This window comes from Mycobacterium sp. SMC-21 (assembly GCF_045310825.1).
In the GTDB taxonomy this organism is placed as follows: Bacteria; Actinomycetota; Actinomycetes; order Mycobacteriales; family Mycobacteriaceae; genus Mycobacterium.
The window spans coordinates 110,369-126,328 of the sequence record NZ_JBJIAO010000003.1 but is presented as its reverse complement, the minus strand read 5'-3'; the positions used below and the strand labels follow the sequence as shown (position 1 = coordinate 126,328).

The following is a 15,960-nucleotide window of genomic DNA, read 5'->3' as shown; positions in this document are numbered from 1 at the left end:
AGGAGTGCGGCAAATCGGATCAGGCGGCGCGCAGGGCGCGGCGCATGGCGCCGATCGGGTCGGCGTACAGCCCGCCGAGCGACACCACACCAGCGCCGGCCTCCTGCACGCGGTTGCCGAACGTGGTGACGCGAATGTCCCTGACACCCAACACCGTTCGCTCCGCGAACGCCTGCTCGACGAGCGGCAGACCCTCGGGGTACTCGGAGAAGGCCTGGCCGCCGACGACCAGATCATCGGGGTTCAGCAGGTCGCGCAGCAGCGCCACCGCACCACCGAGCACGCGGGCCCGTTCGGCCAGCAGTTCGACGGCCGCGGCGTTGCCGGACCGCGCGGCGCGCAGCACCGCGGCGATGGTCGACGACGGTCCGTCCGCCGGCACGATCCGCTGCTTGCGGGCGGCGGCCAGCACGGCCTCGTCGCTCACGGTGGACTCGAGCCGGCCGCTGCCGCCGAGCAGTTCCGACTGCGCCGGCAGGCCCGAGATGGTGCCGGGGCCGCTGGCCGGCGAGTGCACCTTGCCGCCGATCGACAGCGCGTAGCCGACGGTCTCGCGGGCGTACACGTACAGGCTGGTCATGGATTCAGACGAGGCATCGGCGCCGATCTTGCCGCGGCGCGCGCCCAGCAGCAGTTCGGCGCCGGCCATCGCATCGACGTGCGACGCCAGCGACACCGGCAGACCCAGGGTCTGGGCCAGCACCGGGCCGACGGGCGCGTCGACCCAGCCGAGGCGCGGATGGTCGACGTGACCGGTGGCGCTGTCCACCACACCACCGGCGGCGACGCCGACCCACAGCGGGCGGCGCCGGTGCCAGCGGCTCAGGTAACGCTGCGCGCTGCCGGCCAGCGATGCCAGCGCGGCGTTCTGGTCGCCGCGCGGCGTGGGCGTCTCGACCACGTCGAGGGTGCGGCCGAACAGGTCGGTCGCGACGATCGCGGTGGTGCGGGCGCCGACGTGCAGGCCCAGGGTGAGGAACGGTTCGTGGTTGACCTCGACCGGGATGCGCGGGCGGCCGATGGCGCCGGCGACGGCCAGGTCGGCCCGCTCACGCAGCATCCCGGCGTCCAGCAGGGCCGTGACCTGGCGGTTCACCGTGGCGATGCTCAGGCCGGTGGCCTGCGCGATCACGTCCCGGGCGATGGGGCCGCGCAGCCGGGCCGCGCTGAAGACCGAGCCGGCGGCGGCGTCGGCGACGCGGAGCGACGGGGCGACGATGTGGTGCCGGGCCAGGAGGGTGCGCTTGGCGTGTGCGGCAGAGCGGACGCCGGAGGGGGCAGAAACGGTGGAGACGGAAGCAGGCATTTGGGTGTCCTAGGGAAGAAGTCGGGCTGGTGGGTCCTGGGGCCACACCTGCCGACAGCTAGGACGAAGATATCCGTGTCGTGAGTCAGGCGCAGCGCGAAGCGCGACAACAACAACACGAACGCCGCACAGCGACGCCGGATGCCTGACTGATGATCACGGAAGGAACTTAGCACGCCCACTAAGGTCGGTCATATGCCAGCTGACGAACGCTCCGTACGCGTCGCGGTGGTCACCGGCGCCAGTTCCGGAATCGGCGCCGCCACCGCGAAAACCCTTGCCGCCCTTGGTTTTCATGTCGTCTGTGCGGCCCGCCGCGCGGACCGGATCACCGCCCTCGCAGCCGAGATCGGCGGCACCGCGGTTGTGACGGACGTCACCGACCAGGAGTCGGTGGACGCGCTTGCGGCCCAGGTCAGAGGCCTGGGACCGGTACACGTCCTGGTCAACAACGCCGGCGGCGCCAAGGGTCTGGCGCCGGTCGCGGAGGCCGATCTGGAGCACTGGGACTGGATGTGGCGGACCAACGTGCTGGGCACCCTTCGGGTGACGCGCGCGCTGCTGCCCGCGCTGATCGATTCGGGTGACGGACTGGTCGTCACCGTCACGTCCATCGCGGCACTGGAGACGTACGACAACGGCGCCGGGTACATCGCCGCCAAGCACGGCCAGGGCGCGCTGCACCGCACGCTGCGCGGCGAATTGTTGGGAAAACCGGTGCGGCTCACCGAGATTGCGCCCGGCGCCGTCGAGACGGAGTTCTCGCTGGTGCGGTTCGACGGCGACGCCGAACGCGCGGACGCGGTGTATCAGGGCATCACGCCACTGGTCGCCGAGGACGTCGCGGAGGTCATCGGTTTCGTGGCGTCACGACCGCCGCACGTCGATCTGGACCAGATCGTCATGCGGCCGCGCGACCAGGCGCCCTACAGCCGCTTCAGCCGCCGGCCGCAGTAGTCGTCGGGGTCGGCAGGCTCGAAGTCGAGGTCGACGTCGCTGTCGAGGTCGTCGTCGAGGTGGACGACGACGTCGACGGGGCGGTCGACGACGTGGTGGCCGGGCCCGTCGGCGGCGGTGTCGTCGTGGTCGTCGGCGTACCCGAATACGTCGGTGCGTCGGTCGGGGTGGCCGGCGCACTCTGCGGGATGGACGTCTCCGGCGGTGCGGCATTGGCCGGCGGCAATGCGGACATCGACACCCAGGTGGCCCAGTCGACGGCCCAGTCCCAGATGTCGCCGTCGGCGTAGGACAGCTGGATCGACGTGCCCGTCACCTCGACCGGGTCGCCGTAGATGGCGGTCTGGAAGTACTGCTGCGCGTTGTCGGTCGACAGGTTGATACAGCCGTTGGTGACGTTGGTGTTGCCCTGTGCGCCCGAGCTGGCCGGGTTGGCGTGGATGAACTCACCGTTGTTGGAGATCCGCACGGCCCAGCGTTCGTGGACATTCGAGTAGCCGGCGGCCGGGTTGGACATCCAGAAGTCCGCGTACTTCTCGGTGACGACGTGGATGCCGCTGCGCGTCACGTTGCGCGGCTTGTCGGCCTCGCCGTAGCTACACGGGAAGTCGAACAGCACGCCGCCGTCGGTGATCACCTGGATGCGGTGGCTGGTCGCGTCGGCCTTGACCACCTGGCGCCGGCCGATGTTGATCTCCAGCGTGCTGTCCTGCGCGCCGTAGGCGTCGTCGCCGAACGGGACGCCGTACAACTTCGCCGAGACGTTGACCTTGGTGCCGGGCGGGTAGTACTCGCGCGGCCGCCAGTGCATGCGCGCGCCCTCCCGCTCGTCGGGCAGCCAGGCCCAACTGCCCTCGACCGGCGGGTCGGTGACGACCTTGACGTTGCGCTCGACCGAGGCCTTGTCGCTGATCGAGGAGTCGAACTGCAGGATGATCGGCGCTGCCACGCCGACGGTCTGCCCGTCGGCGAGCTGGAACTGGCCGTTGACCTGCTTGGTCGGGTTGACGGTCGTGAACGTCGCGGACACCGGCACGGACTTGCCGTCCCGGCCGACGACGGAACCGGTGAACGTGTACGTCGCGCCGAAGCCGAGCGGCTCGGCGGCGTTGAACGACGTGCGGTCCTTGTTGAACACCGCGGCGACGACCTTGCCGTCGCCGTTGGTCAGCGTCAGCTTCTGGAACCAGCCGTCGGTGACATCGACACCGACGCTGCTGGTCGGCACCACATCGGTGGCGCCGTTGGCGGGCCGGTAGGTGATGACGGGCGCCGCGGTCTCTTTGGCAGGGGCCGAAGAGCCAGATCCGTTCGATTTGTCGGAGCACGCGGCGAGCACGCCGGAAGTGCCGACGGCAATCGCGGTCAGCATCTGTCGCCGGTTCACACTCACAGGTTCGAATTTACCTACAGCGAACAGCCGATTAAGCACGGTTCCGGTGTGAGATCTATCCCGAAAGCGGCCTTGACGCCGTCCCGAACCGTCCTGGCCAGCGCTAATACGTCGGCGCTGCCAGCAAAGCCCCGGTTGGTCAGGGCCAGCGCGTGCTTGGTCGAGAGCCGGGCCGGGGCGCCGTCACCCGGGTATCCCTTGCCGAAACCGGCCTGTTCCACGAGCCAGCCGGCTGCCAGCTTGACCCCGTTCGGCGCGGGGTAATTGGGCACGGGACCGTCGGTGGCGGCCTGGATGCGTTCGAAAACGTCCTGTGCGACGACCGGGTTGGTGAAGAACGAGCCGGCGCTCCAGGTGTCGTGGTCGGCGGCATCGGACACCATGCCCTTGCCGCGCCGCAACGCCAGCACCGCCTCGCGGACCTTGACCGCATCGACCCGGGTACCCGGCTCGGCGCCCAGGCTGGTCGCCAGTTCGCCGTACCGCAGCGGGGCGCTGAGACCGTCCGGGTTCAGGGTGAACTCCACCTCCAGCACGACGGCGTGGTCGGAGTTCTTCAGCACGCTGTGCCGGTAGCCGAAATCCAGCGTCTCGGGGCTCACCCAGCTGTCGGTCCCCGTTTCGCGGTCGAACAACCGGACCCGGGTGATGACGTCGGCGACCTCGGCCCCGTAGGCGCCGACGTTCTGCACCGGTGTCGCCCCGGCCGAGCCCGGGATGCCGGACAGGCATTCCAGCCCGCCGAGCCCGTGTGCCAGCGAGGCCACGACGACGTCGTCCCACAGCGCGCCGGCCTCGGCGCGCACCACGTTGCCGTCGACGGTGATCTCGGTGTTCGCCAGCAGCACCACCGTCAAATCACTCAGATCGTCGGCCACCAGCACATTCGACCCGCCCGCCAGCACCAGCACCGGGCCCGGGTGATCCCGCAGCGCGGTGAGCGCCCCGACCACCTTGGCGGTGGTATCGCAGGTGATCAGGCGGGCTGCCACCGGTCCGACGCGGAACGAGGTCAGGGGTGCCAGCGGCACGTCGTAGTCGACCGCCGCGCCCCCGATATCCGAACTGACCACGGCCGCTAACGGTAGCGTGGCCGATTATGGCCCGCTCTTTCGACATGGTTGCCGAATACCTCGGCACCGTGGCGCAGGTGCACACCGCCTTCTGCAACAAGGACTACTGGCTGGACCGGCTGGCGGAGGGCAGCGCCGACGTCTCGGCGCTCGACTCGTTCGCCGAGGACGGCCGGGGCGGCACCGACATCACCACGACGCAGACCATGCGCGCGGCCGGCCTGCCCAGCATCGTCACGCAGTTCCACTTCGGTGACCTCAGCCTGGTGCGCGAGGAGCACTGGGGCCCGCTGACCGACGGCCGGGCCATCGGGACGGTGCGCAGCCGCGTCCCCGGCGCGCCGGCGACCATCACCGGCACGGGTGTCCTGACGGCCGCCGGAGACGGTGCGCGACTGGATTTCTCGGCGAACGTCGAGGTCCGCATCCCGCTCGTCGGCGGCAAGCTCGAGTCGATGCTGGGCCAGCAGCTGCGGTATCTGATCGAGCTGGAGCAGAAATTCACCGACGACTGGATCGCCGCCCGCTGGTGAGCCGCCCATAAACTCGGGCCATGAATTCGCCCGTGGGCCAGCCACGGAGTACACCTGTCGGCCAGCCACGGAGTACACCTGTCGGCCAGCCGACGCGCGGCACAACGGGTTACAACCGGCTGCGCCGCAGCGACCGCTGGCTGGTCCACTCGCCACGGGTGCGGGCGCTGCTGCGCGCCGCGCCGGACCCCGTCGTCGTCGACCTCGGGTACGGCGCGCTTCCGGTGACGACCGTGGAACTGGCGTCGCGGCTGCGGACGGTCCGGTCCGACGTGCGGGTCGTCGGTCTGGAGATCCACCCGGAGCGGGTACGGCTGGCCCGTGAGTTGGCCGGCGACATCGTCGAATTCGGCCTCGGCGGCTTCGAATTGGCCGGGCACACACCGGTTTTGGTGCGCGCGTTCAACGTGCTGCGGCAGTACGACGTCGCCGACGTACCCGCCGCATGGGCGGAGATGACGGGGCGGCTGGCACCGGGCGGGCTGCTGGTCGACGGCACCTGCGACGAATTGGGACGACGCTGCTGCTGGGTCCTGCTCGACGCCGACGGACCGGTGAGCCTGACGTTGTCGTGCGACCCGTTCGCCATCGAACGGCCCTCCGATCTGGCCGAGCGCCTACCGAAAGTGCTTATCCACCACAATGTTCCGGGCCAGCCGATCCACGGCCTGCTGCAGGCCGCCGACCGCGCCTGGGCCACCTCGGCCGGGCACGGGGTGTTCGGTCCGCGCGTCCGGTGGCGCGCGATGCTCGACCTGCTGGTGGCCGAGGGCCTGCCGCTCGAGCCGCCGCGACGCCGGCTGCGTGACGGCGTGCTGACGGTGCCGTGGTCGGCCGTCGCGCCCACATCGTGACGACGAGCGCATAGGGTTCGCCGTATGCCGTCACCCCGCAGCCGACTGCAGTCGCCGGTCGTCCTGGCCTCGGCCGCGGCGGTGATCGTCGTCGCGCTGATCATCGCGGCCGTCATGAGCAAGCCGCGGCCCGCCCCCACACCGACCGAATCTCCTGCGACGTCGTCCCCGGCCGCGGCGGCGCCACCCCCGTGCCGGCTGGACACCGTCGTGACCGCGCTGACGCCGCGCCAGAAGCTGGCCCAGCTGCTGATGGTCGGGGTCAAGAACCTGGCCGACGCCCAGGCCGTCGTCCGGGAGCAGGAGGTCGGCGGCATCTTCATCACCAGCTGGACCGACTACTCGATGCTCGGCGCGCCCCTCGCCGCGCTGGCGCAGGAACCGCGGCCGCTGCCGCTGGCGGTCAGCGTCGACGAGGAGGGCGGCCGGGTGCAGCGGCTGAAAGGGCTCATCGGCAGCCAGCCGTCAGCGCGTGAGCTGGTTGCCACCGGCAAGACCCCGGAGCAGGTTCGGGACATCGCCCGACTGCGCGGCCAGGCGATGAAGGAACTCGGCATCACCATCGACTTCGCGCCCGTCGTCGACATCACGAACGCGGCCGACGGCACCGTCATCGGCGACCGGTCGTGGGGCAACACCGCCGACGGCGTCACCGCCTACGCCGGCGCGTACGCCGACGGCCTGCGCGACGCCGGCGTGCTGCCGGTGCTCAAGCACTTCCCCGGCCACGGCCATGCCTCCGGCGATTCACATCAGGGCGGCGTCGTCACGCCGCCGCTGGAGCAGCTCCAGACGCTGGACCTGGTCCCCTACCAAACCTTGACGACGCAGCTGCCCGTCGGCGTGATGGTCGGCCACATGCAGGTGCCGGGCCTCACCGACACCGACCCGGCCAGCCTGTCCAAGGCCGCGTACGACCTGCTGCGGACCGGCGATTACGGCGGACGCCCGTTCCAGGGCGCCGTCTTCACCGACGACCTGTCCAGCATGGGCGCCATCACGCAGCGCTACAGCGTGCCGGAGGCGGTGCTCAAGGCCCTGCAGGCCGGCGCCGACACCGCGTTGTGGATCACCACCAAAGAGGTGCCGGCCGTCCTCGACCGGCTGCAGCAGGCCGTCGACGCCGGTGAACTGCCGCGCGAGCGCGTCGACGACGCCGTGCGGCACATGGCGGTGACCAAGGATCCGTCGCTGGCCTGCACCCGCTGATTACGCTGGAGCGCATGCGCATCGCACTGGCCCAGCTCGGCGCGGGCACCGACCCCGAGGCCAACCTGGCACTGGTCGCCGATCACACGGCGCGCGCCGCCGACGCCGGAGCCGAACTGGTGCTGTTCCCCGAGGCGACGATGTGCCGGTTCGGTGTCCCGCTCGCGCCCGTGGCACAACCACTCGACGGCCCGTGGGCCGACGCGGTCCGGGACCTCGCCGAACGTGCCGGCGTCACCGTGGTGGCGGGCATGTTCTGCCCGACCGCCGACGGCCGCGTCACCAACACGCTGCTCGCCACCGGCCCGGGCGTTGACGCGCACTACCACAAAATCCACCTCTACGACGCCTTCGGCTTCGACGAATCACGCACTGTCGCAAGAGGTTTCGAGCCCATCGTGATCGACGTGCCGACCGCCGACGGCGCCGTGCCCGTCGGCCTCACGACGTGCTACGACGTCCGCTTCCCGGAGCTGCACCTGGAACTCGCCGAACGCGGAGCCAAGCTGCTGACCGTCCACGCCTCGTGGGGGTCGGGCCCGGGCAAGCTCGAGCAGTGGACGCTGCTGGCCCGCGCCCGGGCGCTCGACACCGGCTGTTTCGTCGCCGCCGTCGACCAGCCGTACCCCGGTGACGAACTCGCGAAGAAGGGCCCGACCGGCAGCGGCGGCAGTCTGGTGGCCTCCCCCACAGCGGACATCGTGGTGCAGGCCGGGCTCGAGCCGGAACTGCTGGTCACCGACGTCGACCTGGCCGCGGTCGAGCGCGCCCGCGAGACCATCGCCGTGCTGCGCAACCGCACCACGATTCCGCGTAAGGCACAATCGCAAGGGTGACTGACCCCTGGGCCCGCCCCACCAATGAGGACGCTGCACCATCCGCCGAGCCTGCGCAGCAGGCCCCGGAGGCCCCGGGTGCCCAGCCCACCGAGGTGCTGACGGCCGCCGCACAACCGGCACCGGCCGCCGATGTCCCGCCCGCCTACGGCGCCGATACTCCGGCCCCGCCCGCCTACGGCGGCGACGTCCCGCCGACCTCCTACCCGGCGCCCCAGCAGGTGCCCGCCACCGACCCGCCCAAGAAGCGCCGCGGTGTCATGGACCTGCTGCGCGACCCGATGTCGCTGATCCTGATCATCGTCATCGCGCTCGCGCTGTCGGCGGCCGGTGTGGTCGGCGGCGAGTTCTACGCCCGCAGCCGCGGCAACAGCGTCGTCTCGCAGTCCGTCCAGTGCGTCGTCCAGGACAAGGTCGACGTGCAGTTCGGCGCGACCCCGTTCCTGTGGCAGGTCGCCAACCAGCACTACGACCACATCACGGTGACCACGGCCGGCAACCAGCTGCGGTTCGCCAAGGGCATGAAGGCCCAGATCCAGATCGACGACGTCAAGCTCGAGAAGACCGCGAAGTCGGCCGGCACCATCGGTGCGCTCGACGCGACCGTCACCTGGTCGGCCGACGGCATCAAGCAGACCATCGCCGACACCGTTCCGGTGCTCGGTGGCCTGGTCTCCGACGTCACCACCGACCCGTCGTCGGGCACCATCGTGCTGGACGCGCCGATGACCCAGATCGTGGCCAAGCCGACGCTGTCGGACGGCACCATCTCGCTCAAGGTGGAGCAGCTGACGGGGCTCGGCTTCCTGCTGCCGCGCGAGTCGATTCAGCCGGCGCTGGACTTGTTCGCCTCGCAGCTGACCAAGGATTACCCGATGGGCATCAAGCCGGAAGCCCTGCAGGTGACCGGTACCGGTGTGACCGCGAAGTTCGGCACGAAGAACGCGACGATCCCGCTGGGCCAGCAGGACAGCTGCTTCTCCGGCCTCTGATCCCCCCGCTGACCCCAGGGATTTGTGCACGATTTTCCGCGGTGACCGCGGAAAATCGTGCACAAATCCCTAGTTGAGGCCGTCGAGGACGGCGCGGGTACCGGACAGGCCGAGCCGGGTGGCGCCGGCGTCCAGCAGGGCCACGGCGTCGGCGGCTTGCCGGATGCCGCCGCTGGCCTTGATACCCAGCACCGGGACCGTCTGCGCCATGATCTCCACGGCCTGCACCGACGCACCGCCCGCCGGGTGGAATCCGGTGGAGGTCTTCACGAAATCGGCGCCGGCATCGGCGGCCGCGCGGCAGACCTCGGCCAGCGTCGGTGCGCCGGCCATGGTCAGCAGCGCCGCGGACTCGACGATCACCTTCAGCACCGCCGTCGGGGCGGCCCCGCGGACCGCGGCGATGTCGGCGAACACCGCCGAGATGTCGCCCGCGATGGCGGCACCCACGTCGATCACCATGTCGACCTCGTCGGCACCGCGCCGGCCGTCGGATCCGACGACCGACAACGCCGCCTCGCGGGCCTTGATCTGCGAGTCATGCTTGCCCGACGGGAATCCCACGACGGTCGCGATCTTGACGCGCTCGGGTACCTCGACCGCGCCGAGCATCGACGGCGACACACAGACCGCGCACACCCCCAGATCGGCGGCCTCCCAGCACAGGCTCGCCACGTCGGCGGCGGTCGCCTCGGGCTTGAGCAGCGTGTGGTCGACCAGTGCGGCGACCTGCTGGCGGGTCCAACTCATCAGAACGGCTCCTCTGTGCCACCGGGATTGCAACGTGCTCTCACCATCTGGTTGTCGTCGACCACCGGGCGCCACGGCTCGAGATTCCAGCTGGTCTTGCCGGGCGCGCCCGCCTCGGCGAAATACCAGTGGCACATGAACTGGGCGCGCATTCCCGGGGTGTCGGCGTCAGGTGCCAGGGTCAGGACCTCGGCCCAGGCCTCGTCCCCCGACTGCGTGGCGCCCAGGCCGGAGGCGCGCCGGCCGGCCGACGTCGGGTACACCCGCAGGCTCGTCGCACCGTCCCACTGCGTCCACCGGGTGTGGTCGACGTAGGGCGGCGACGGAACGGGTTGTGGAACGGGTTCGGTGGGATCAGCGGCGGACGGCGGAGCCAGCGTCAACGCCGTGGCGGCCAGCACGCCGCACAGGATCGAACGCACCGATTACCGGGATTTCCCTTGGACCTCAAGGAGTTTGGGCTTCACATCGACGAGGTAGACACCAGTGGCGCAGGCGGCGATCGCCGCGCCCACCGGCGGGCCGATGATCCAGCCCAGGACGGCACCACCGCCCAGGATCGCCAGCCACACCGGCTTGGTCAGTTTGTCGACCGCCGTGTAGGCGTCCGGCCGCTGCATGGCGGCATGCACGAACGCATAGACGGTCGTGGCCAGCACCGCGATCTGCAATGCGAAAAGGACGTAACCCACCAGGCTTCCGAGGTACACGCCCTCAGCCTATGTGGGTTACGTCCCTGACGTCTAACTCTCCCGTCGCTTCGCTCGCCCCGGGAAAACGTGATTACTTCTGGGTGACCTTCTTGGCCGGAGCGGCCTTCTTGGCCGGAGCCTTGGCGGCAGCCTTGGCCGGGGCGGCCTTGGTCGCAGCAGCCTTGGCCGGGGCCTTCTTGGCGGCCGGCGCCTTCTTGGCCGGGGCAGCCTTCTTGGCCGGGGCCTCTTCCTTCTCGGGCAGCTCGACGCCGACCAGCTTGGCGGCGCGCTCACCGACGGCGCGGGTCTGGCTGGCGACGTTGCCCAGGGCGTCCTGGGTCAGCTCGGTGACCTGCTCGGTGTAGTTCTCGACGCGGCCACGGACGTCCTCGACGCGCTCGCGGACGCTCTCGATCGACGACTGGGTGCGCAGGCGCTCCAGCGCGGCCTCGCCACGCTCGACCAGCTTGTTGTAGGTGGCCTGCGCGTTCTCGGCGTAGGTCTCGGCGGCCTTGCGCAGCTCTTCGGTGCTGAACTTCTCGCGCAGCTCTTCAACCTGGCCCGGCAGTTCTTCCTGCAGCTTGGTCAGGCGGGCGCGGCCCTCTTCGACACGCGCGTTGGCATCGGTGCGGGCCTCTTCGGCACGCTCACGCAGGCTCGCGACGATCTCGTTGACGGTGGCCAGGGCGAGGTCCGCGGCGCCGACGGCGGCGAACAGGGGGGCCTTCAAGTCTTCGATGGTGGGCTGGCTGGTCTCTTTGTTCTCTGCCATGTTCGTTGTTTCCTTTCTCGGGTACTGCGTTGGTCAGTTCGCTACTTGGTGAGTGTCAGTCGTCGTTGTCTGCTCCTCACTCGCGGCTTCCAATTCAGGCTGATCAGGAAGCGATTTGGACTCGGCATCGTTCTGCTGCCGGAAGGACGTGTAGATGTCGAGCAGCACCTGCTTCTGCCGCTCGGTGATCGAGAGGTCCGCGATGATGGCGTCGCGCACCTCGCCGGCAGCGCTGGGCTCCAGAATTCCGGCCCGCACGTAGAGCACCTCGGCCGAAACCCTGAGCGCCTTGGCGATCTGGTTCAGCACATCGGCCGACGGCTTGCGCAGGCCACGCTCGATCTGGCTCAGGTAGGGGTTGCTGACGCCCGCCTTCTCGGCGAGTTGGCGGACCGAGACCTGCGCAGCCTCCCGCTGGGTGCGGATGAAGCTGCCGATGTCCTGGGCTGCATTCGACATGACGGCGGCGATATCTGCATCCTGCGCCATGTCGTACCCCTGTCTTCGTCGACCGCTTTTGGTTGGCGGTCCGTACCAAAACAACGGTACGAGGGGGTGCTAACTATTGCAAGCGCTAGCAAGCGCCAGCTAGCACTGTCAGACGAAAAGCTCGGCGATCGTGTAGATGACCAGGCCCGCCAGCGATCCGACGACGGTGCCGTTGATACGGATGAACTGCAGGTCACGGCCCACATGGAGCTCGATTCGCCGGCTCGCCTCGTCGGCGTCCCAACGCTCGATGGTCTCCGTGATGATGGCTGTGATCTCCGTCCCATATTGCGCCACAAGGTGTTTTGCGCCCCTGACGAGCCAGTTGTCGACCTTGTCGCGGAGCTCCGCGTCGTCCCGCAGGGACTCCCCGATGCGCACCACCGAGTCTGCAATCCGGGTGCGCAAAACTGACGACGGGTCGTCCACCGATTCGAGGATGATGCGCTTGGCCGTGCTCCACGCCGTCTCCGCCGCGCGGGCCACCTCGTCGCGCGCCAGGATCTGCTCCTTGATCCGCTCCGCCCGCGCGATGGTGTCCTCGTCGTTCTGCAGATCGTCGGCGAAATCGAAGAGAAACTTGGTCGCCGACATCCGCAGCTCGTGCTCGGGGTTGCGGCGCACCTTGTCGGTGAAGTCCATCAGCTCGCGATGGATCCGGTCGCCCACGAGGTGGTCGACCCAGCGCGGCGACCACGTCGGCGAATCCCGCTCGATGACCCGCTCGATGATCTCGCCGGCGTTGAGCGACCACTGGAACGCCCGGTCGGCCAGCAGTTGCAGCAGGGCCTCCTGCCGCCGCTCCGCCAGCAGGCTCTCCAGCACCCGGCCGACCGGCGGACCCCACTGCGGTTCGGCGATCCGCTTGACGATCATCCGGTCCAGCACGTGCTGGACGTCTTCGTCGCGCAGCAGTTCCACCAGTACGCGCAGCACCGTCGACGCCTCGGCGGCCACCCGCGCCGCGTGCACCGGTTCCGACAGCCACTTGCCCAGCCGGCTGGCCACCTGGGCGTCACGCAGCTTGGTCTCCACCACTTCCTGCGACATGAAGTTCTCGCGGACGAAGGTGCCGAGCCCCTCGCCGAGCTGGTCCTTCTTGCGCGGAATGATCGCGGTGTGCGGGATCGGGATGCCCAGCGGATGCCGGAACAGCGCCGTGACGGCGAACCAGTCGGCCAGCGCGCCGACCATGCCGGCCTCCGCGGCGGCCCGCACATAGCCCACCCACGGCCCGGTCCAGCTGTACGCGCCGCCGCGGGACTGTAACCACGTGCACACCGCAAACAGCACCGTCGCACCGAGCAGGAAGCTCAGCGCGACCGCTTTCATCCGGCGCAGGTTGCGGCGTCGCTCTTCGTCGGCCGTCCGGTCCGCGCCGGCAAACGACTCCGCGAGGCTGACGTGCGGTTCGAGGGATGCCTGGTGCTTCGGATGAGCTCCAGTTCCCGGCCTGGGTCGGTGTGCCACGCTTCCATCATCCTGTATGCCAGGCATGGTCGCCCCGTATTATTAAGCGGACCTAGCGGAATGGACGTACTGCGACCGTGGCACAGCAAAACGCACCCTCGTCGGCAAAAGCCGACGGGCGTAAACGACGCTGGCACCAACACAAGGTCGATCGCCGCAACGAACTGGTCGACGGCACCCTCGAAGCCGTCCGGCGCCGTGGCAGCAACGTCAGCATGGACGAGATCGCGGCCGAGATCGGCGTGTCGAAGACCGTGCTCTACCGCTACTTCGTCGACAAGAACGATCTGACGACCGCCGTGATGATGCGGTTCGCGCAAACCACGCTGATCCCCAACATGGCGTCCGCGCTGTCGTCCGACCTCGACGGCTTCGAACTCACCCGCGAGATCATCCGGGTGTACGTCGACACCGTCGCCGCCGAGCCGGAGATCTACCCGTTCGTCTTCGCCAACAGCTCGGCGAGCAAGAGCAAGGCCATCGCCGACTCCGAACAGATCATCGCGCGGATGCTCGCCGTCGTGCTGCGCCGGCGCATGGCGCATGCCGGCATGAACACCGGCGGCGTCGAGGCCTGGGCGTTCCACACCGTCGGCGGCGTCCAGCTGGCCACCCACTCGTGGATGTCGAATCCCCGGATGACGGCCAAGGAGCTCATCGACTACCTGACCATGCTGTCGTGGAGCGCGCTGCGCGGCATCGTCGAGGTCGGCGGATCACTCGAGGTGTTCAACTCGCAGCCCCATCCATCCCCGACACTGCCGAGCCATCTGCTTCACTGATCGCGTGACCTCCGATCTGCCGTCGTTGTGGACCCACGAACCGCACAAGCACCTGGAGTTCAAACCCGGTCTGCGCGTGAGCGACATCGATCCGGACGCGACTCCCGGCTTCCGCGGCAAGAAGGCCGACGCCCCCGACCTGCAGACCGAACGCAACGCGCGATTCGCCGAACTGCAGGAGATGCTGTACGCCAACAGCCGCTCCGGGGACACCCGCTCGATCCTGCTGGTGTTGCAGGGCATGGACACCGCCGGCAAGGGCGGCATCGTCAAACATGTTGTGGGAGCCGGTAATCCGCAGGGGATTCGCTACTCCAGCTTCGGCAAGCCCACCGCGGAAGAGCTGTCGCACCACTACCTGTGGCGAATCCGCAACGCGCTGCCCACCGCCGGGCACATCGGGGTCTTCGACCGGTCGCACTACGAGGACGTGCTGATCGTGCGGGTGCACAACCTGGTACCGCCGCCGGTGTGGGAAGCCCGGTACGACGAGATCAACGCCTTCGAGCGCGAGCTCGTCGACGCCGGGACGACGATCATCAAGGTGGCGATGTTCGTCTCGCTCGACGAGCAGAAGAAGCGGCTGGCCGAGCGGCTCGACCGGCCCGACAAGTACTGGAAGTTCAACCCGGGCGACATCGACGAGCGGCTGCTGTGGCCCAAGTACCAGGAGGCGTACCAGGCGGTGCTGGACCGCACGTCCACCGACTACGCGCCGTGGCACGTCGTGCCCTGCAACCGCAAGTGGTACTCGCGGCTCGCCATCACCGAGCTGTTGATCGAGGCGCTCGAACAACTCGAGCTGTCTTGGCCACCAGCGGATTTCGATGTCGAGGCGGAGAAGAAGCGGCTGGCGGAGGCCTAGGGCCCGGCGCGGCCAGGAGTGAGCGGCAAACGAAAGCCGCCCCCGACGGCGTCGGGGGCGGCTTTTCGGAAAAGCTACTTGACCAGCGTGAACTGACCGATGTTGGTGATGCCGCGACGGAAGAAGTCGGCGCAACCGGTCAGGTACTTCATGTAGCGGTCGTAGACCTCCTGGCCCTGCAGGGCGATGGCCTCGTCCTTGGCCGCCTCCAGGTTGGCCGCCCACATGTCCAGCGTGCGCGCGTAGTGCGGGCGCAGCAGGTGGGTGCGCTCCAGCGTGAAGCCCGAGCCCGCGGCGAGCTGCTCGATGTCCTCGACGGCCGGCAGCTGCCCGCCGGGGAAGATCTCGTCGCCGATGAACTTCATGAACTTCAGGTCGCTGATGGTCAGCTTGATGCCGTTCTCGCGGAAGAACTGCTGTGTGTGCGCAAGGATCGTGTGCAGCAGCATCCGGCCGCCGTTCTCCGGCAGGATGTTGTACGCCCGCTCGAAGAAGATCGGGTAGCGCTCCTGCTTGAAGGCCTCGAAAGCGCCGATCGAGACGATGCGGTCGACGGGCTCGTCGAACTCTTCCCAACCCTGCATGCGGATTTCGATGCTGCGGTTGGTGTCGATCTTGGCGAGCCGCTCGCGGGCGTACTCGGACTGCGCCTTGCTGAGCGTGATGCCGATGACGTTCACGTCGAACTGGGTGATGGCCCGCTCCAGCGCGCCGCCCCAGCCACAGCCGATGTCGAGCAGGGTCATGCCCGGCTTCAGGTCGAGCTTGCCGAGCGCCAAGTCGAACTTGGCGTTCTGCGACTCCTCGAGAGTCATGTCCTCGCGCTCGTAGTAACCGCACGTGTAACCCATGGTCGGGCCGAGCCAGAGGGCGAAGAACTCATTCGAGATGTCGTAGATCGACTGCGACTCCTCGTAATGGGGGGTCAAATCGATGTCGGCTTGTGACATGTCGGTATCTATCCTTTGCGTTTACGTTCGCCGGGAC

The 15,960-nt window shown here is 68.9% G+C and carries 17 protein-coding genes and 1 pseudogene; 8 read left to right on the top strand and 10 right to left on the bottom strand.

Annotation, left to right across the window (positions count from 1 at the left end; all coding sequences use genetic code 11):
• Positions 1-19 precede the first annotated feature (19 nt).
• Positions 20-1,306, bottom strand: a complete 1,287-nt coding sequence (locus tag ACJH6H_RS04335; protein WP_406774320.1) for an ROK family protein — start codon at positions 1,304-1,306, stop codon at positions 20-22.
• 195 nt (positions 1,307-1,501) lie between these two features.
• On the opposite strand from ACJH6H_RS04335, the gene ACJH6H_RS04330 reads away from it, so the two are divergent.
• Positions 1,502-2,263 carry an SDR family oxidoreductase gene (locus tag ACJH6H_RS04330; protein WP_406774319.1) on the top strand — a complete coding sequence of 254 codons (762 nt, stop codon included), beginning with the start codon at positions 1,502-1,504 and terminating at the stop codon, positions 2,261-2,263.
• Positions 2,264-2,348: 85 nt separating this feature from the next.
• Here ACJH6H_RS04330 and ACJH6H_RS04325 read toward each other — a convergent pair.
• A pseudogene (locus ACJH6H_RS04325) lies at positions 2,349-3,635 on the bottom strand (Ig-like domain-containing protein); the annotation flags it as partial.
• A 35-nt stretch (positions 3,636-3,670) separates the two neighbouring features.
• Positions 3,671-4,729, bottom strand: a complete 1,059-nt coding sequence (locus ACJH6H_RS04320) for a UDP-N-acetylmuramate dehydrogenase (protein WP_406774318.1) — start codon at positions 4,727-4,729, stop codon at positions 3,671-3,673.
• Between the two features lie 26 nt (positions 4,730-4,755).
• Here ACJH6H_RS04320 and ACJH6H_RS04315 point away from each other — a divergent pair, with 26 nt between their 5' ends.
• From ACJH6H_RS04315 to ACJH6H_RS04295, 5 genes are read left to right on the top strand one after another with little or no spacing between them, the layout of a single operon-like run.
• Entirely contained in the window at positions 4,756-5,262 is a 507-nt protein-coding gene (locus ACJH6H_RS04315; protein ID WP_212807069.1) for a DUF2505 domain-containing protein, read from the top strand.
• A gap of 20 nt (positions 5,263-5,282) precedes the next feature.
• Positions 5,283-6,116, top strand: coding sequence for a class I SAM-dependent methyltransferase (locus ACJH6H_RS04310; RefSeq protein ID WP_406774317.1), 834 nt, complete (start codon positions 5,283-5,285; stop codon positions 6,114-6,116).
• A 24-nt stretch (positions 6,117-6,140) separates the two neighbouring features.
• Entirely contained in the window at positions 6,141-7,325 is a 1,185-nt protein-coding gene (locus ACJH6H_RS04305) for a glycoside hydrolase family 3 N-terminal domain-containing protein (protein WP_226519668.1), read from the top strand.
• Between the two features lie 14 nt (positions 7,326-7,339).
• The gene (locus tag ACJH6H_RS04300) at positions 7,340-8,161 is read left to right on the top strand and encodes a carbon-nitrogen hydrolase family protein (RefSeq protein WP_226519669.1); all 822 of its coding nucleotides are present in this window, start codon (positions 7,340-7,342) and stop codon (positions 8,159-8,161) included.
• Entirely contained in the window at positions 8,158-9,153 is a 996-nt protein-coding gene (locus ACJH6H_RS04295; RefSeq protein ID WP_226519670.1) for a DUF2993 domain-containing protein, read from the top strand. Before ACJH6H_RS04300 ends, ACJH6H_RS04295 begins: the two co-directional genes overlap by 4 nt.
• A gap of 69 nt (positions 9,154-9,222) precedes the next feature.
• Here ACJH6H_RS04295 and deoC read toward each other — a convergent pair whose 3' ends face one another.
• From deoC to ACJH6H_RS04265, 6 genes are all read right to left on the bottom strand, one after another.
• The gene (gene deoC, locus ACJH6H_RS04290) at positions 9,223-9,903 is read right to left on the bottom strand and encodes a deoxyribose-phosphate aldolase (protein WP_406774316.1); all 681 of its coding nucleotides are present in this window, start codon (positions 9,901-9,903) and stop codon (positions 9,223-9,225) included.
• Entirely contained in the window at positions 9,903-10,304 is a 402-nt protein-coding gene (locus ACJH6H_RS04285) for a DUF2599 domain-containing protein (protein WP_406774399.1), read from the bottom strand. Before ACJH6H_RS04285 ends, deoC begins: the two co-directional genes overlap by 1 nt.
• A 24-nt stretch (positions 10,305-10,328) precedes the next feature.
• A complete protein-coding gene (locus ACJH6H_RS04280; RefSeq protein ID WP_020101171.1) occupies positions 10,329-10,613 on the bottom strand; it encodes a DUF2516 family protein in 285 nt (94 codons plus the stop codon).
• Between the two features lie 73 nt (positions 10,614-10,686).
• A complete protein-coding gene (locus ACJH6H_RS04275) occupies positions 10,687-11,367 on the bottom strand; it encodes a heparin-binding hemagglutinin (protein ID WP_212807076.1) in 681 nt (226 codons plus the stop codon).
• 33 nt (positions 11,368-11,400) lie between these two features.
• On the bottom strand, positions 11,401-11,856 hold the full coding sequence (locus ACJH6H_RS04270) for a helix-turn-helix domain-containing protein (protein ID WP_135356103.1): 456 nt from the start codon (positions 11,854-11,856) through the stop codon (positions 11,401-11,403).
• A 108-nt stretch (positions 11,857-11,964) separates the two neighbouring features.
• Positions 11,965-13,353 (bottom strand): DUF445 domain-containing protein, encoded by a 1,389-nt coding sequence (locus tag ACJH6H_RS04265; protein WP_212807077.1) that lies wholly within the window; start codon positions 13,351-13,353, stop codon positions 11,965-11,967.
• A gap of 50 nt (positions 13,354-13,403) precedes the next feature.
• Here ACJH6H_RS04265 and ACJH6H_RS04260 point away from each other — a divergent pair, with 50 nt between their 5' ends.
• Complete coding sequence (locus ACJH6H_RS04260) at positions 13,404-14,108, top strand: TetR/AcrR family transcriptional regulator (protein ID WP_406774315.1); 705 nt, start codon at positions 13,404-13,406, stop codon at positions 14,106-14,108.
• Between the two features lie 4 nt (positions 14,109-14,112).
• Complete coding sequence (locus tag ACJH6H_RS04255) at positions 14,113-14,973, top strand: polyphosphate kinase 2 family protein (RefSeq protein WP_406774314.1); 861 nt, start codon at positions 14,113-14,115, stop codon at positions 14,971-14,973.
• 74 nt (positions 14,974-15,047) lie between these two features.
• On the opposite strand, the gene ACJH6H_RS04250 is transcribed toward ACJH6H_RS04255, so the two are convergent.
• On the bottom strand, positions 15,048-15,923 hold the full coding sequence (locus tag ACJH6H_RS04250; protein ID WP_020101165.1) for a cyclopropane mycolic acid synthase family methyltransferase: 876 nt from the start codon (positions 15,921-15,923) through the stop codon (positions 15,048-15,050).
• Positions 15,924-15,960 lie beyond the last annotated feature (37 nt).

Bases quoted from the DNA above. Each gene is read 5' to 3' on its own strand.
- ACJH6H_RS04275 (WP_212807076.1), bottom strand. From the start codon at position 11,367: ATGGCAGAGAACAAAGAGACCAGCCAGCCCACCATCGAAGACTTGAAG.
- ACJH6H_RS04330 (WP_406774319.1), top strand. From the start codon at position 1,502: ATGCCAGCTGACGAACGCTCCGTACGCGTCGCGGTGGTCACCGGCGCC.
- ACJH6H_RS04305 (WP_226519668.1), top strand. From the start codon at position 6,141: ATGCCGTCACCCCGCAGCCGACTGCAGTCGCCGGTCGTCCTGGCCTCG.
- ACJH6H_RS04250 (WP_020101165.1), bottom strand. From the start codon at position 15,923: ATGTCACAAGCCGACATCGATTTGACCCCCCATTACGAGGAGTCGCAG.
- ACJH6H_RS04310 (WP_406774317.1), top strand. From the start codon at position 5,283: ATGAATTCGCCCGTGGGCCAGCCACGGAGTACACCTGTCGGCCAGCCA.
- ACJH6H_RS04315 (WP_212807069.1), top strand. From the start codon at position 4,756: ATGGCCCGCTCTTTCGACATGGTTGCCGAATACCTCGGCACCGTGGCG.
- ACJH6H_RS04265 (WP_212807077.1), bottom strand. From the start codon at position 13,353: ATGCCTGGCATACAGGATGATGGAAGCGTGGCACACCGACCCAGGCCG.
- ACJH6H_RS04335 (WP_406774320.1), bottom strand. From the start codon at position 1,306: ATGCCTGCTTCCGTCTCCACCGTTTCTGCCCCCTCCGGCGTCCGCTCT.
- deoC (WP_406774316.1), bottom strand. From the start codon at position 9,903: ATGAGTTGGACCCGCCAGCAGGTCGCCGCACTGGTCGACCACACGCTG.
- ACJH6H_RS04300 (WP_226519669.1), top strand. From the start codon at position 7,340: ATGCGCATCGCACTGGCCCAGCTCGGCGCGGGCACCGACCCCGAGGCC.
- ACJH6H_RS04270 (WP_135356103.1), bottom strand. From the start codon at position 11,856: ATGGCGCAGGATGCAGATATCGCCGCCGTCATGTCGAATGCAGCCCAG.